At 69.0% G+C, this 14,873-nt stretch carries 16 protein-coding genes; 8 read left to right on the top strand and 8 right to left on the bottom strand.

Annotated features, from left to right (window positions below; translation table 11 throughout):
• The first annotated feature begins 75 nt into the window (after positions 1–75).
• On the top strand, positions 76–648 hold the full coding sequence (locus ACCO44_RS16575) for a PadR family transcriptional regulator (protein WP_051662541.1): 573 nt from the start codon (positions 76–78) through the stop codon (positions 646–648).
• A gap of 40 nt (positions 649–688) precedes the next feature.
• Here ACCO44_RS16575 and ACCO44_RS16570 read toward each other — a convergent pair whose 3' ends face one another.
• Positions 689–1,468 carry an SDR family NAD(P)-dependent oxidoreductase gene (locus ACCO44_RS16570; protein ID WP_372467455.1) on the bottom strand — a complete coding sequence of 260 codons (780 nt, stop codon included), beginning with the start codon at positions 1,466–1,468 and terminating at the stop codon, positions 689–691.
• A 139-nt stretch (positions 1,469–1,607) separates the two neighbouring features.
• Between ACCO44_RS16570 and ACCO44_RS16565 the strand changes: the two genes are divergently transcribed.
• The 4 genes from ACCO44_RS16565 to ACCO44_RS16550 all read left to right on the top strand — a co-directional run bounded on the left by ACCO44_RS16565 (position 1,608) and on the right by ACCO44_RS16550 (position 6,319).
• Positions 1,608–2,831: an ABC transporter substrate-binding protein gene (locus tag ACCO44_RS16565; RefSeq protein ID WP_029262084.1), complete on the top strand. Its 1,224-nt coding sequence runs from the start codon at positions 1,608–1,610 to the stop codon at positions 2,829–2,831.
• A gap of 98 nt (positions 2,832–2,929) precedes the next feature.
• A complete protein-coding gene (locus ACCO44_RS16560; protein ID WP_029262085.1) occupies positions 2,930–3,787 on the top strand; it encodes a branched-chain amino acid ABC transporter permease in 858 nt (285 codons plus the stop codon).
• Positions 3,788–3,789: 2 nt separating this feature from the next.
• Complete coding sequence (locus ACCO44_RS16555; RefSeq protein ID WP_372467454.1) at positions 3,790–5,607, top strand: ATP-binding cassette domain-containing protein; 1,818 nt, start codon at positions 3,790–3,792, stop codon at positions 5,605–5,607.
• Positions 5,600–6,319: an ABC transporter ATP-binding protein gene (locus ACCO44_RS16550; RefSeq protein WP_029262087.1), complete on the top strand. Its 720-nt coding sequence runs from the start codon at positions 5,600–5,602 to the stop codon at positions 6,317–6,319. Before ACCO44_RS16555 ends, ACCO44_RS16550 begins: the two co-directional genes overlap by 8 nt.
• 16 nt (positions 6,320–6,335) lie before the next feature.
• On the opposite strand, the gene ACCO44_RS16545 is transcribed toward ACCO44_RS16550, so the two are convergent.
• From ACCO44_RS16545 to ACCO44_RS16535, 3 genes are read right to left on the bottom strand one after another with little or no spacing between them, the layout of a single operon-like run.
• A complete protein-coding gene (locus ACCO44_RS16545; RefSeq protein WP_372467453.1) occupies positions 6,336–6,821 on the bottom strand; it encodes a nuclear transport factor 2 family protein in 486 nt (161 codons plus the stop codon).
• Entirely contained in the window at positions 6,818–7,357 is a 540-nt protein-coding gene (locus tag ACCO44_RS16540) for a nuclear transport factor 2 family protein (protein WP_262001628.1), read from the bottom strand. Before ACCO44_RS16540 ends, ACCO44_RS16545 begins: the two co-directional genes overlap by 4 nt.
• The gene (locus tag ACCO44_RS16535) at positions 7,354–8,187 is read right to left on the bottom strand and encodes an SDR family NAD(P)-dependent oxidoreductase (RefSeq protein ID WP_372467451.1); all 834 of its coding nucleotides are present in this window, start codon (positions 8,185–8,187) and stop codon (positions 7,354–7,356) included. The genes ACCO44_RS16540 and ACCO44_RS16535 overlap by 4 nt, the downstream gene beginning before the upstream one ends.
• A gap of 73 nt (positions 8,188–8,260) precedes the next feature.
• Between ACCO44_RS16535 and ACCO44_RS16530 the strand changes: the two genes are divergently transcribed.
• Positions 8,261–9,079: an SDR family oxidoreductase gene (locus ACCO44_RS16530; RefSeq protein ID WP_372467450.1), complete on the top strand. Its 819-nt coding sequence runs from the start codon at positions 8,261–8,263 to the stop codon at positions 9,077–9,079.
• Complete coding sequence (locus tag ACCO44_RS16525) at positions 9,076–10,296, top strand: acetyl-CoA C-acetyltransferase (protein WP_372467449.1); 1,221 nt, start codon at positions 9,076–9,078, stop codon at positions 10,294–10,296. Before ACCO44_RS16530 ends, ACCO44_RS16525 begins: the two co-directional genes overlap by 4 nt.
• A 24-nt stretch (positions 10,297–10,320) precedes the next feature.
• Here the strand turns inward: ACCO44_RS16525 and ACCO44_RS16520 are convergent, their stop codons facing one another.
• Together ACCO44_RS16520 and ACCO44_RS16515 are read right to left on the bottom strand one after the other, a co-directional pair.
• Complete coding sequence (locus tag ACCO44_RS16520) at positions 10,321–10,755, bottom strand: hypothetical protein (RefSeq protein ID WP_372467448.1); 435 nt, start codon at positions 10,753–10,755, stop codon at positions 10,321–10,323.
• Between the two features lie 73 nt (positions 10,756–10,828).
• Complete coding sequence (locus ACCO44_RS16515; RefSeq protein ID WP_372467447.1) at positions 10,829–12,430, bottom strand: AMP-binding protein; 1,602 nt, start codon at positions 12,428–12,430, stop codon at positions 10,829–10,831.
• 110 nt (positions 12,431–12,540) lie between these two features.
• Here ACCO44_RS16515 and ACCO44_RS16510 point away from each other — a divergent pair, with 110 nt between their 5' ends.
• Positions 12,541–13,152, top strand: a complete 612-nt coding sequence (locus tag ACCO44_RS16510) for a TetR/AcrR family transcriptional regulator (RefSeq protein ID WP_029262094.1) — start codon at positions 12,541–12,543, stop codon at positions 13,150–13,152.
• A 12-nt stretch (positions 13,153–13,164) separates the two neighbouring features.
• On the opposite strand, the gene ACCO44_RS16505 is transcribed toward ACCO44_RS16510, so the two are convergent.
• Together ACCO44_RS16505 and ACCO44_RS16500 are read right to left on the bottom strand one after the other, a co-directional pair.
• On the bottom strand, positions 13,165–13,953 hold the full coding sequence (locus ACCO44_RS16505) for a CoA-transferase subunit beta (protein WP_372467446.1): 789 nt from the start codon (positions 13,951–13,953) through the stop codon (positions 13,165–13,167).
• Positions 13,950–14,816 (bottom strand): CoA transferase subunit A, encoded by an 867-nt coding sequence (locus ACCO44_RS16500; protein ID WP_372467445.1) that lies wholly within the window; start codon positions 14,814–14,816, stop codon positions 13,950–13,952. The genes ACCO44_RS16505 and ACCO44_RS16500 overlap by 4 nt, the downstream gene beginning before the upstream one ends.
• Between the last annotated feature and the right edge of the window lie 57 nt (positions 14,817–14,873).

Here is a 14,873-nt window from a genome sequence, read left to right as displayed (position 1 = left end):
TCCTTCGATCAGCAGCGGTATGACTGTTAGTCATAGTACGATCAGGAATATCTCACTCATCGACGAGGAGGTCAAGTGAGCGACCACGAAGACACCGACGACCGGCCCGATCTGCCCGCGACGAGCTGGGCCGTGCTCGGCATCCTGTCCTTCGACACCGAGCTGTCGGGATACGACGTCAAGCAGTGGGCCGATCAGAGCCTCGCCTACTTCTACTGGGCGCCCTCGCAGAGCCAGATCTACACGGAGCTGCGACGGCTCGAGGGGCTCGGCCTCGCGGAGTCACGGGTGGAGCAGACGCACGCGGCGAAGAGCCGGCGGTTGTACGGGATCACTGATCGGGGGCGCAGGAACATGCGCCGCTGGTCCGACGAGATCCCCGCGGAACCGGTGGTGCTCAAGCACTCGCACATCCTGCGCCTGTGGGCCGCGCACAACGGCGACCTCGATCGCCTGAGGGAGAGCCTGGCCGCCTACCGCGACGAGGCTCTGCGGACCGCGGACGAGGCGGCTGCCCACGCGCGAGGGGCGCAGCGGGAGGATGCCTGGCGCTTCTCCGGTGTGGCGCTCGAGTGGTCCGAGCGGTTCTCCCGCGACGAGGCCGCCCGCATCGACTGGCTCATCGAGCGCCTGAGCGGCATGCGATGAGCATCACGGTGCGGGCGTGAGCCCCGTCTGTGTCGGACGCTCAGAGACCGAACCCGCCGTCGACGTCGAGCTTCTGGCCGGTGATGAACCCCGCCGACGGGGAGGCGAGGAACGACACGGCGGCGGCGATGTCGCCCGCGGTGCCGAATCGGCGGAGCGGGATGTTCCGGGTCGCCACCTCGAGCGCACGCTCATCCAGGTCTCCGGAGGCCATCAACCGGGCCGACATCCCGTCCCACAGCATCCCCGGTCCGACCGCGTTCACGCGCACGCCGAAGCGCCCCTCCTCGGCGGCGAGTCCACGAGCCAGCGCCTCCACTGCGCCCTTCGGCGCGACCGACAGTCCGTCCCGCACGGGGTACCGCCGCGTCCCGGCGCTGGTGACGACGGTGAGCGATCCGGATGCAGCACGCAGCGCCGGGAGGAAGGCCTTCGCCACGACGAAGAAGCCGACGAGATCGTCGTCGACCTGTCGGGCGAACTGCTCGACCGAGACCTTCGACAGGTGCAGCATCGGCACGTGCGGGCCGGCGGCATGCACGACCGTGTGCACGGCGCCGTGGCGCTCGACGAGGTCGGCGACGAGGGCGGCTGCGCCGGCCTCGTCGCGCACGTCGAGTCGGTGGGCTTCGCCGTGCGCGCCGAGAGCGGCGAGCAGCTCGGGCGACGGCTCGGAGCGATGGGTGATCGCGACGCGCACCCCTTCGGCGGCGAGCTTCCGGGCGATGGCGGAGCCGATTCCGCCGGTCCCGCCGGTCACGACGGCGATGCCGGGAAGGTCGCGGAGAGAGCGGTTCTCAGAAGTCTGTGCAGTGTCCATGAGCCGGAATCTAACAGGTGTCCGAATCGTAACCAAGCAATTGACCGGTTGGGCGTTGCTCGGAGTGTCCGGGTGTGATTTACTAAGCAAGCGTTTGGTCGCTCTAGCGCTCTAACTCAACGATGAGAGAGGTTCGGATATGCGGTTCAACAGACTCGCGGCGGTTGCCGCAGGGATCGTGGTCTCGACGATGGTCCTCGCCGGCTGCTCCGGTGACGCGGACGCAGGGAACGGTGGCGGCGAAGGCGGCGGCGACGACCCGATCAAGATCGTGGTGCTCGGCGGCATGGGCGCGGAGGGCATCCTCGCCGACAACGCGACGACGGCCGTGACGGCTGCCCTGGCCTCCGTCGACGCCGTGAACGACATGGGTGGGATCCTCGACCGCGAGGTCGAGATCACCCACCTCGAGGACAACGCCGACCCGACGGTCGCCGTGACCAAGCTGCGCGAGTACATCGCCACCGAGGGCAAGCCCGACCTCGTGATGAACTCCGGCCCCTCCACGATCACCGAGGCGATGCTGCCGATCCTCACGCAGAACAAGATCGTCTCGTTCAACATCGGCCCGACGACGGGATCCGGTGACCCCGCGGTCAACCCCTACAGCTTCGACCTCAGCGCCTCCGTGCCCGACTACCTCGGCTCGTTCGTCGCCGAGATGGACGACCGCGGCTACGAGGACGTCGCGATCCTGCACGGCTCCAGCGCCTACGGCGAGCTCTTCGGCTCGCTCGGTGAGACCACCTTCACGGATGCAGGATTCACCGTCACCGGGAACGAGGGCTTCGACAACGCCGCCCTCGACATGACCTCCCAGCTCTCCGCACTGCAGCAGGGCGACCCCGATGTGCTCGTGCTCGACGCCTACGGCGCACCGCTCGGCTACGTGCTGCAGAGCCTGGAGAAGCTCGGGTGGGATGTTCCCGTGATGGGCAACTCCTCGGTCGCCGCGACCGGTCTGATCGCCACACCCGCGCCCGACGGCGTGCTCGGCACCGACCAGGTCAAGAACCTCACCATGCAGGTGTACTCCAGCACCCAGTACGACCCGGACGACACCAAGGTCAACGAGGCCGTCGAGCGCATGCTCGCCGCCGGGGACATCAAGTCGTCGCTGATCCTGGCGTACAACTACGACTCGGCGCTGCTCTTCAAAGCCGCAGCGGAGAAGGCCGGTGGAGTCGACGACCCCGACGCCCTGGTCGCGGCACTCATCGACCCCGACGTCCAGAAGGCGGCCGAGACCGCGATCCTGGGTCTCTACGCCTTCGAAGAGGATGCGCACAGCCCGCACGTGGGCCCGGAGCAGTTCGCCTTCATCCCGCCGGGCGAACTCGTCAACGGTCAGTTCCAGCCCTGACCCCGGTGGGCGCGTGAACATCGCCGGCGGCTCGGATCTCGATTCGGATCCGAGCCGTCGGCACACCAAGCCAAAGTGATGGAAGGAACCCGACCGCAATGACCATCATCTGGTCCGGCCTGGCTCTCGGTGCGATCTACGCACTGGTGGCGATCGGCTACAACATCGTCTTCCTCTCGCAGAAGACCTTCAACTTCGCCCAGGCGGCGCTCATGATGCTCGGCGCGTTCATCGCGTACGTCGGCATCGTCGTCTGGGGTCTGCCCTGGTGGCTCGTCGCGATCGCCGCGGCCGTCATCGTCGGCGCGATCGCCGCTCTCGAGGAGCGGGTCGCCATCCGTCCGGTCAAGGACCCGCACAACCTGCTGGTCACGACCCTCGGCGCCTCCATCATCATGGAGGGTGTCGCCCAGGTGATCTGGGGCGGAGAGCCCAAGCGCGTGCCCTTCTTCATGGGCGATCAGGTGCTCGAGTTCCTCGGCGGCCGGGTCTACCCCGTCGAGCTCGCACTGATCGTGCTCGTCATCGTCCTGGTCATCGCGCTCACCCAGTATGCCAAGCGCAGCATGACCGGCATCGCCCTGCTCGGCATGAGCGAGAACAGGGAGGCAGCGCAGCTGCGCGGGGTGAACGTGCGGCGCTTCGCCCTCATGGCCTTCATCTTCACCGGCGTCCTCGCCGGTTTCCTCGGTGTGTTCGTCGGCCCCAAGACGTATGCGGTCGCCACGCTCGGTGCCTCCCTGGCGCTCAAGGGCTTCGTCGTCCTCGCGATCGGCGGCTTCGGGTCCCTCGGCGGCGTGCTCGTGGGTGGACTCATCGTCGGCCTCGCCGAGGCGCTCGCGACACGGTACATCGGTGCCGACTACGCGGGGTTGACGGTGTTCTTCATCCTCATCGTGATTCTGATGGTCAAGCCGACGGGACTCTTCACCCGTCGCGTGGAACGGACGGTGTGACCGTGGCTGCTCTCTGGTTGAAACTACGGTCCATCCCCGGCTGGATCTGGCCCCTCGCCGTCGGTGCCGTGCTGCTCGCGCTGCCGTTCCTCGGGCTCAACTACGCCGCGACGCGGCAGATCGAGCTCACCCTGATCCTGGCGCTGATCGTGCTGGGCCTGAACCTCTCGCTCGGCTACGCCGGCGAGCTGGCGATGGGACAGGTCGCGATGTATGCGGCCGGTGCCTATGCCGCGGGTCTCGCCAACAAGGCCGGGGTGACCGACATCTGGCTGCAGCTGCTCATCGGCGGCGGCGCCGCGCTGCTCATCGGACTCATCTCCGGCATCCCCGGACTGCGTCTGGGGAGCTGGTCGCTCGCGATGACCTCGTTCTTCCTGATCCTGATCGTCCCGGACGTGCTGTCGATCTTCAAGGAGCAGACCGGCGGTCGCAACGGTCTGGCCGGCATCATGCCCGCGACCTCGTTCGGTCAGATGATCGACGGCCGCACCTACTACCTGATCATCGTCGGCGTCGCCATCGTGGCCTTCGCACTGATCCGCAACCTCGTCGTCTCCGACCACGGGACGGCGCTCCGCGTGCTCAAGCAGAGCCCGGTCCTGGCTTCGTCGATGGGCATCTCCGTGTTCCGCGCCAAGCTCACGGCCTACGCGATCGGCGCCGTCCCTGCCGGCATCGCCGGGGTGCTCTTCGCCAACCTCGACCTCTTCATCTCGCCGGAGGCCTTCGCGTTCTCGTTCGCGATGACGGTGCTCGCGGCCTCGATCTTCGGCGGCTCCGCCAGCATCTACGGAGCCCTGATCGGTGCAGCGGTGCTGCAGTTCGGGATGAACCAGTCGACGAACTTCAGCCAGTTCGGACTGATCATCTCCGGGGCGTTCCTGCTCATCGGCGGAGTGGCCTTCACCGGAGGACTGTCCGGGCTGCTGCGGACCCTCGTGCGCAAGGCCGACATCGCGGCCAAGGCCAAGACCGGGGTGCGCCCGGCGGAAGCCGCTCCGGCCGAGATCGAGAAGCTCGACGGCGCGCTGCTGCGCACGGAGGGAGTCTCCAAGGCGTTCGGCGGCAACCAGGCGCTGTCGAAGGTGTCGATCGATGCGGCGCCCGGTGCGGTCACGGCGATCATCGGCCCCAACGGCTCGGGGAAGACCACCCTGCTCAACATGATCTCCGGCTTCTACAGGACGGATGCCGGCACGATCGAACTCGACGGGAAGTCCATCCAGGGACTCTCGTCGTACCGGGTCGCCCGGGCGGGGGTCTCGCGCACGTTCCAGACTCCGAACATCCCCGAGAAGCTGACGGTGTTCGAAGCCGTGGCGGCCGGACGCTATGCCACGGAACGGGCCTCCGTGTTCGCCTCGTTCCTGCGGCTGCCGACGTTCTGGCGAGCTCGCGCGGAGAACCGGGCGGCGGCGGAGCGGGCGCTCGCGCTGGTCGGGCTCAGCGCGCAGCGCGACGAGCCGGCCGACTCGCTCCCGCTCGGCAACCGTCGACTGCTCGAGGTCGCCAGGAGCCTGGCAGCGTCCCCGAAGGTGGTGCTCCTCGACGAGGTGGCATCCGGCCTGGACGAGGACGAGCTCGAGGTCCTCGAGAGTCTCGTGAAGCGGCTGCGCGACGCCGGCATGACCGTCATCCTGGTGGAGCACAACTTCCAACTCGTGCTGCGCGTCGCCGACGACATCTATGTGCTCGCCCAGGGCGCGGTCATGGCGCACGGCACCCCCGATCAGATCGAGAGCAACCCGCGGGTCATGGAGGAGTACCTCGGCGTGACGGCGGAGACCAACGCGGCGGGAGGCGGCGACCATGAGTGATGTGCTGTTGGAGGTGTCCGGTCTGCAGACCGGCTACGGCGACCTGACCGTCGTGCGCGACGTCTCGCTGACCGTGCGGGCGGGGGAGATCACGGTGCTGCTCGGTCGGAACGGCGCGGGCAAGACGACGACGCTGCGGGCGATCACCGGGCTGAACAGGGTCTCGGGCGGCACGGTCGCCTACCTCGGCGAGCCGCTGACGGATGCACCTCACAAGCGGGTCGCCCGCGGGATCTCGTACGTGCAGGAGGGCAAGAAGGTCTTCCGTGAGCTCACGATCGAGCAGAACCTCATCCTCGGCGGATTCTCGCGGGGGATGGGCAAGCGGGCTCTGATCGCGGCGGCGGAGGAGATCTACCAGCTCTTCCCGATCCTGGGCAGCAAGCGTGCCCTCCCCGCGGCGAGCATGTCGGGTGGGCAGCAGCAGATGCTCGCGATCGGCCAGGCGCTGATGGCGAAGCCGAAGCTGCTCATCCTCGACGAGCCGAGCCAGGGGCTCGCTCCGGTGATCGTCAAGGAGGTCATGGAGCGGGTGCATGAGCTCAAGAACACCGGCATCGGCATCCTCCTGGTCGAGCAGGCCGTGCAGGAGTCCGTCGCCATCGCCGACGAGGTGACGGTGATCGAGATGGGCCGCACGACGCTCGCCGGGGCCGCGGCCGACGTCACGCTCGAGGATCTGCAGAAGGCGTACTTCGGCGCGGTCGCGTAGCGTCGACGCCGGAGGGTCAGGCCGCCGGGAGGGCGGATGCGGCGGGGTAGCCGAGCACCGTGTCCTGGCTGCGGGCGAAGGCCGTCGTCACCCGACGGGCGATGAGCCAGCGGCCCTCCTCGCGTCGGTAGGCCACGTCGTAGAAGCCGCGCATCACGAGCCGTGGGGCACCGGCATCCTCGGCGTAGTCGCCATGGAATTCCAGGTGGATGCGGGCCGTCGCGCGGTCGCCGTCGAACGCGAGCTGCGGCAGATGCAGGAAGTGGATGCCGGCGAAGGCAGCGTCGGCGCAGAACGCGTGGAGCGCCGGGCGGCCTTGCACGAAGGTCAGCGGCGGCGCCTCCCCGACAGCCCGCGACTGGTAGATGCCGTCCTCGGTGAAGAGGCTGCTCCACGTATCGCCGTCGCGCTCGTCGAAGGCGCGCGCGTAGGTCGCCTCCAGCTCGATGATCTCCAGTCGGTCCTCCAGCGCCCGCAGGCGCTGTTCGATGCTCCGTGTCATGATCTCTCCTTCCTGGGCGCTGCGGCAGCGCGGCGCACGCGCTGCCGCCAGGCCGTCGCGGGGTCGTCGGGTCCGCGACGGCCCCGTGGTCCGTCGCCCTCCGGTTCACGCAGTCTCCCGGCATCCGAGCGGGTCCATTCGCGCACGGCGGTGCGCTCGACGATGCGCCAGCCGTCGGGGTCGCGGCGGACATGATCGAGGTAGCGGAAGCCGCTCGTGAAGTTGAGGGACTCGTCGTCGGACGGCGTACCCCAGTGCACGGCCGTGCCGTACGTCTCGGCGAAGGCATGATCGCCGTGGAGCTCGACCCGGTGGTTCCCGACGAGGTGCATGGTGCCGTCGAACACGGCCGTCCGCTCGCGCAGCCAGGCCACGTAGTCGTCGGCCGTTCCGGAGAAGCCGGTGTGGTGGTCGACGCCGTCTCGCGCATAGACGCTGCGGACCGCCGCGTAGTCGGCGCGGTCGACGGCCGAGCAGTAGCGCAGGACCAGGTCGTGGATCTGCTGACGGTCCATGAGCTCGGCGAGCGTGTTCATGCCTGATCCGGCATGTTCGTCCAGCCGCGACCGGATGCCTTGCCGTACCAGCCGGCTGCGGCCAGTGTTCCGCCGTCGACGGGGATCGTGTGACCCGTGATGAACGCAGCGTCGCGCGAGGCGAGGAAGGCCACCACTCCCGCGAAGTCCTCGGGTGTCCCGAAGCGTCCGGCGGGAAGCCAGGATCGCAGCAGCGCGGGGTCGCGGCCGGCCAGCATGAGCTCGGCCGGGGTCTGCGCGGTGTCGGCGAGGTCGGGGGCGATGGCGTTGACCCGGATGGCGGAGGGCCCGAGTTCGACGGCGAGGCTCTTCGTGAAAGCGGAGACGCCGGCGTTGTACGCCGAGTACACGGCGTTGCCGGGGATGCCGCGGAACGCCTCGACCGTGGAGACGTTGACGATGCTGCCGCCGCCGGCCGCGATCATCCCCGGCAGGAGTGCGTGCGTCACGGCGAAGACGTGCCAGAGGTTGAGCTCGTGCAGGCGCCGCCACTGATCGGGCGGGCTCTTGGCGAAGAACGACTTCGCCGGGCGGTAGTCGCCGACGTTGTTGACGAGCACGTCGGCGTGTCCGTATTCGCTCTCGACCCGGGCCGCGAGGCGGGCGACCGTGTCGTCTTCGGTGATGTCGCCGACGAGGACGGTGCAGCGGCCGCCGGTCGCCTCGATGTCGGCGGCCGTACGTGCGGCGGCATCCGCATCGATGTCGACGAGCAGGACGTGGTCGCCGTCGGCGGCGAAGCGCCGGCTGATCCCGCCGCCGATGCCGAGGGCGCCGCCGGTGACCACGACGGTGCGGGGATGCTGCAGAGGGACGTCATCGTGACTCATGCAACAAACCTAGCATTTGGTTGGTAGCATGGACAGGTCGGCGCATCGGAGCGCCGCGCTCGGAGGAGGCGGAGTGAGCCTGGTCATGGATTTCGCGGGGAAGGTCGTCGCGGTCACCGGCGGTGCTCGAGGTGTGGGCCGTGGCGTGGTCGAGGCGTTCCTCGATGCGGGTGCCGACGTCGAGTTCTGCGGTCGCTCCGAGCCGACGACCCTGCCGGAGCGCGACGGGCGCCCGGCATCCTTCCGTCCGGTCGATGTGCGCGACGCCGCTCAGAACGAGGCCTGGATCGCGGGCGTCGCGGAACGCCACGGACGCCTCGACGTGCTCGTCAACAACGTCGGCGGCTCGCCGTTCGGCCGATTCGAAGCCGGGTCGCCGAGGTACTTCCAGGCCATCACCGAGATCAACTTCCTCTCCGCCGCGGTCGCCACGAGAGCGGCGTTCCCCGCGTTGCGTGCCGCATCCGGCAGCGTGATCAACATCACCTCGATCAGCGCCCGCCGCCCCAGCCCCGGCACGGCCGTGTACGGCGCGGCGAAGGCGGCGCTGGAGAGCCTGACCCGCAGCCTCGCGGTCGAATGGGCGCCGGAGATCCGCGTCAACGCGATCAGCAGCGGCCTGGTGCACACCGAGAGCGCGGTCGACCACTACGGCACACCGGAGCAGTACGCGGAGATCGCACGGACCATCCCGCGGGGGCGACTGGCCTCGCCGCAGGAGCTCGGCAACGTCTGCGTCATGCTCGCCTCACCCCTGTCGGCGCACGTCACCGGCGCCGTCATCCCCGTGGACGGTGGCGGCGAATGGCCCGCTTTCCTGAGCCACACCCCGAACGCGGACATCGTGCAGCAGGCCGACCGCCTCGACATCACTGGAGGATCCTCATCATGACCGAAGCCGTCATCGTCTCCGCGGTGCGCTCGCCCATCGGACGCGCGTTCAAGGGCAGCCTGAAGGACATGCGCGGTGACGACCTCGCCGTGCAGATGGTGCGCGCGGCCGTCGAGGCGGTGCCCGGCCTGAACCCGGACGAGATCGTCGACCTGATGGTGGGCTGTGCGCAGCCGGCAGGCCAGCAGGGATACAACATCGGACGGATGCTGGCGCTGCAGCTCGGCTGGGACGCGGTGCCCGGCACCACGGTCAACCGCTACTGCGCATCGTCGCTGCAGACGACGCGGATGGCGTTCCATGCGATCAAGGCCGGCGAGGGCGACGTGTTCGTCTCGGCCGGGGTGGAGGCGGTGTCGCAGTTCGGCTCCGGCAAGTCCGACGGCATGCCGGACACCAAGAACCCGCGGTGGGCGGATGCTGCGGCCCGCACGGCGCGCGACGCGCAGAACCCCGACTTCGTATGGTCGGATCCGCTCGAGCGGGGAGAGCTCGAGGACATCTACATCGCGATGGGGGAGACCGCCGAGAATGTGGCCTCCTTCCGCGGCGTGTCCCGTCGCGAGCAGGATGAATGGGCGGTGCTCAGCCAGAACCGCGCCGAGGCCGCCGGCGCCCGCGGCTTCTGGGGGACCGACATCACCCCGGTGCGTCTCGCCGACGGCACGCTCGTGACGAAGGACGACGGCCCCCGAACGGGCGTCACGCTGGAGGGCATCAGCGGCATGCAGCCGGTGTTCCGCCCGCACGGCACGGTGACCGCGGCGAACTGCTGCCCGCTCAACGACGGCGCGGCCGCGCTCGTGATCATGAGCGACACCCGCGCCGCCGAGCTCGGGCTCACCCCGCTCGCCCGTGTGGTGTCGACCGGGGTGTCGGCACTGTCGGCCGAGATCATGGGCCTCGGGCCGGTGCAGGCGGTGGAGCGCGCGCTCGCCCACGCCCGTATGTCGATCGGCGACATCGACATCCTCGAGATCAACGAGGCGTTCGCCGCGCAGGTGATTCCCTCGATCGCCGACATCGGCATCGACCCCGACCGCGTGAATGTGAACGGCGGCGCGATCGCCCTCGGTCACCCCTACGGCATGACCGGTGCCCGCATCACCACGACCGCGATCAACGCGCTCCGCGAGCGCGACGAGCAGTTCGCCGTCGAGACGATGTGCACCGCCGGCGGCCAGGGCATGGCCATGGTGCTCGAGCGTCTGAGCTGACGCACGCCGTCCGGCGGGCGCGGGCTACTGCTCCTCGGCCTGGAACGTCACGGTGGAGGTGCGCGGGGCGCCTTCGCCGAGCAGGGTGAGTGTCAGCGTCGTCGGCCAGGCGGCCGCGACGTAGTAGCCGGTGATGCCGGCGGCGACCAGTTCGGAAGAGCCGGGCGGGATCGTCACCGTGCCGGTGAGCGGGCCCGAGAGCGACTCGAGCACAGGGGCCACGTCGACCGACCAGGTGACGGTCAGCGGTGTCGTCCCGGTGTTCGTGACGGTCGCCCCCGGCCACGCGAAATCTGCACCCGTGACGGTCGCGGGCGAGGGCTGCACGGTCAGGGCGGCGGCGCCGGAGGCCGCCGCGAGCGGTGTGGCGATGGCGGCGGCGATCACGGGCGCCGACCATGCCGCCGCGCGCACCACCGATCGCCGCGTGATCCCTGTCGACGTGCGCTGCTCGTCCATATCGTCCCCATCCCCATTTTGGCCTTCGACTTAAGGCTATCGGGATAGGGACCTTCGGCTAAACGCCCACCGCTCAGACGTGCGAGCGGAGCTCAGACTTCAGGATCTTGCCGGTGGCGTTGCGGGGGAAGTCCTCGACGAAGACGAACTCGCGCGGCACCTTGAAGTTCGCCAGGTGGGTGCGACAGAAGGCCTCGAGATCGGCGGCATCCGGTCGCGGCGTGGCGTTGTGCAGCAGCAGGACGTAGGCGCGGCCGACCGTGCCGAGGCGGTGATCGTCCACCCCGATCACGGCCGACTCGTTCACCGCCGGATGCTTGCGCAGGGCGTTCTCGACCTCGGCCGGGTAGACGTTGAAACCGCCGACGATGAACATGTCCTTCAGCCGGTCGGTGATCTTCAGGCAGCCGTGCTCGTCCAGACGGCCGACGTCGCCGGTGTGGAACCAGCCGTCCGCATCGAGCACGGCGTCCGTTGCCGCCTGATCCTCGAAGTAGCCGAGCATGACGTTGGGTCCGCGGAGCAGGATCTCGCCGTCGGTGTCGAGCCCGGCATCCTGACCGTCCTCGTCCACCACGCGGATCTCGACCCCGTCGACAGCGGGACCCGTGGTCTGCGCCGTGTGCTCGAGGGACTCGCCGGGGCGGGAGAGGGTGGCCACCACGCACTCGGTGAGCCCGTATGCCTGGGCGACGGTCTCGAACCCGAGTGTGTTCACCATGTCGTGGAAGAGTGTGGCGGGTGCCGCCGTGGCCCCCGCGATCGCGAACCGCAGCGACGACAGGTCGTACTCCCGAAGCCGCGGGTGGTCGAGCAGCGAGGTGAAGATCGTCGGTACGCCGGGCAGCACGCTGATGCGTTCGGACTGCACGAGTTCGAGCAGCTGATCGGCATCGAACACCGCCAGCGGGTAGATCGTGGTCCCCGCCAACAGCGAGGTGATCATCCCGGCTTTGTAGCCGAACCCGTGGAAGAACGGGTTGACCACCGCATAACGGTCGTCGGGCGTGAGTCGTGCGCCGAGTCCCCAGGCGCGTGCCACGGAGAGCGTCTGGCGGTGCGCGCTGAGCACGCCCTTGGGGATCCCGGTGGTGCCCGAGGTGAAGAGCACGTCCATGATGTCGTGCGGGGTGACGGCCTCTGCGGCGGCCGTCACGCGGTCGTCGGCGACCGCGGATCCCGCCGCGAGGAAGTCCGACCAGGAGAGGAGGCCGTCGCCGCCTGCGCCGTCGATGGTCACGGCGGTGTGCAGGTGGGGGAGGCCGGGGAAGATCGGACCGTCGCCTGCGCGCTCGGCTGCGGCGCTGCGGAGCAGGGAGCTGTACGGCTTCCCGAGGAATCCGTCGGCGACGACCAGGCCGGTGGCGCGGGATCGCGCGAGGATCTCCGCGGCTTCATGGCCGGTGAAGCGCGTGTTCAGGGGGACGACCGCGATGCCGACCAGCTGAGCCCCGAGCATCGCCAGGATGAACTCGTGTCGGTTCGGCGCCCACAGGCCGATGCGGTCGCCCGGCTCGATGCCCTGTGCGAGGTAGGCGCGGGCGACGGAGCGCACCCGGTCCTGCAACTCGGCGTAGCCGATGACCACGTCGCCGTCGACGATGGCCGGATGGTCGCCGAGGGCTGCCATCTCCGCGAGGAGGGCGGGCACTGTCGTGGCTTCCGAGACTGTCATGGACGTCCTTTCCAATATCATGCGTACACTCCGAGTGGATGTTTCGGGAAAACGCTCACATGCGGCACACTTGAACAAGCGCTTGTGAGATTCTCTGTGAAGGAGCAGCAATGGCAACGACCAAAAGCGGGGGCCGGCAGGAGCAGAGCTCCGAACGCCGCGACCAGATCATCTCGATCGCCGCGCGCCTGATCGCCAAGCGCGGATACTCCGCCACGACGGTTCGAGACATCGCCGATGAAGCGGGCATCCTGTCCGGCAGCCTCTACCACCACTTCTCCTCCAAGGAAGCGATCCTGCAGGAGATCCTCCACAGTTTCATGGCGGGCCTGCTGGGCCGCTTCGAAGAGATCGTGGCCGAGGGGGGAAGCCCCCGTGACATCCTCGACAAGCTCATCGCACACGCCTTCGCGACGATCGAGAGCCAGCCCGACGCGGTCGGCCTGTACCAGAACGAGCTGTCGTTCCTCGCCCGTCAGCCCGGCTTCGAGTTCCTCGGCGAGAACAGCGAGCGCATCGAGGCGCTCTGGCTGGCGCAGATCACCGAGGGGCAGAAGGTCGGCGTCTTCCGCGATTCGATCGACGCTCCCATCGCCTACCGCTTCATCCGCGACGCGGTGTGGTCGACCGTCGCGTGGTACCGGCCGGGGCGCGGGCACACCGCGTCGACCCTGACCGACAACTTCCTGGATCTGCTCCACAAGGGCCTCCTCGCCGACTGAGTGGATTCCGCCTCAGCCCGCGACTTCGCGGGTGCGGGTGCCGCGCGGGTCGAGGACTTCGCGGATCAGTCGCAGCTCCTCGGCATCCGGTGTGCGCGTGAGCGGCGCATCCGTCGCATCGAGGGGGAACCCCGTGCTGTCCGCCACGGACTGTGGGTCGACGCCGGGGTGGACGGAGAGTACGGTGACGGCGCCTTCGTCGTCGTACCCGAGCACGGCGAGGTTCGTCACGATCACGCCGAGGTGGTGATGATCGAGGCCGGCCTCGCGTGCGCGGTCGTTGCCGACGCCCGAGACCATGTCCACCGAGGGGACGAACACGCGCGTGCTGTGGCGTGAGATCCAGTAGTCCACGCGGTGGTTCGCGGTGTTCCCCGGTGCTCCTCGGACGCCGATGAGCTGGCGGGTGGGGCGGGCCCAGTCGCCGATGAGCGAGATGTTCTGGTTGCCGAACCGGTCGATCTGACTCGCGCCCATCATGCTCTGACGTCGGCCGGTGGCGAGGATGTCGAAGATGCGCCGGAACGGCGCCCACCCCTCGATCGTCGGCTGCGGGGCCTCCGGGTCGCCCGGCTGCGGCGGGCCGCTCAGGAAGAACGCCTCCCCGTCGCTGAGGACGAGATCGGGGGCGATGGTGAGCTTCGCCAGCCGCGCACCCAGCGCGGGGATGATGCCGACCGCGTGCGCGAGGATCTCGCCCGACTCCCGGTACGTGTCGGCGCAGGCCGCGATGCAGATCTCGGCGTTCGTCGCTCCGGCCGTCGCAGAGGCGATGCCCGCGGTGGTGGTGTCGGTGGTCATGACTCTCCTCGGTCGGCGTGGAAACGGGCGACGGCGGCGTGGTAGCCGGCCTCGTCGGTCTGCAGGAACGTCTGCTCGAACTCGGCCCAGGCATCGGGGTCCTTGGCGGAGGCGGCGTAGTGCTTCTGGAACGCTTCGTCGCGGTCGTAGTCGGGCGCGCACGTGGTGAAGTGCGCCCCGCGCGGCGCTTCGACGACGGCCGAGGCGTAGATGCGGCTGAAGAGCAGCGTGTGGAACGAGCCCTCATCGAGCAGCGCCGAGGTCGGGACGACCTTCTCGGCGGAGACGATGGTGCGCTCGGCCGCCATCGCGAACAGATCGTCGAAGTAGGGGTCGGGCCCCAGGTATTGGGCGTTCCCCTGTTCGTCGGCCCGGTTCACGTGCACGAGCGCGACGTCGAGCGAGAGGGCCGGCATCGCCACGTACTCGGCGTCGGAGTAAGGCGAGCGCACCGTGCGCAGGCGCGGGTTGGCCGGGAGCACGTCGGAGCCGAGGCCCGCGCGGATGGGCAGGAAGTCGAGCCGGGCATTCGCTGCGCGCAGGCCCGCCACGAACATGCCCTCGTCGTACTCCTCGATCTCCAACCCGCCGCGCTCCCTGGTCCGGGTGAACAGCGGATCGAGCGGAATGCTGTCCAGGGAGACGAAGCCGTACACGAGGCGGCGGATGCGTCCGGCGGCGGCGAGGAGGCCGACATCCGGCCCTCCGAAGGCGACGACGGTGAGGTCGGTGATGTCGCGTCGGAGGATCTCGCGCACCAGGGCCATCGGCTTGCGCCGGGACCCCCAGCCGCCGATGCCGATCGTCATCCCGCTCTCGATCGTGGCGACCGCCTCCTCGATGCTCACCCGCTTGTCCGACATCCCCGCTCCTTCGCGTGACCGGCGCTAAACCTAGCGCTTGTTTGGGAATCACAGTAG

Source organism: Microbacterium maritypicum, assembly GCF_041529975.1.
GTDB lineage: Bacteria > Actinomycetota > Actinomycetes > Actinomycetales > Microbacteriaceae > Microbacterium.
The sequence above is the reverse complement of the archived record's forward strand: the minus strand, read 5'-3'. Positions and strand labels throughout refer to the sequence as shown.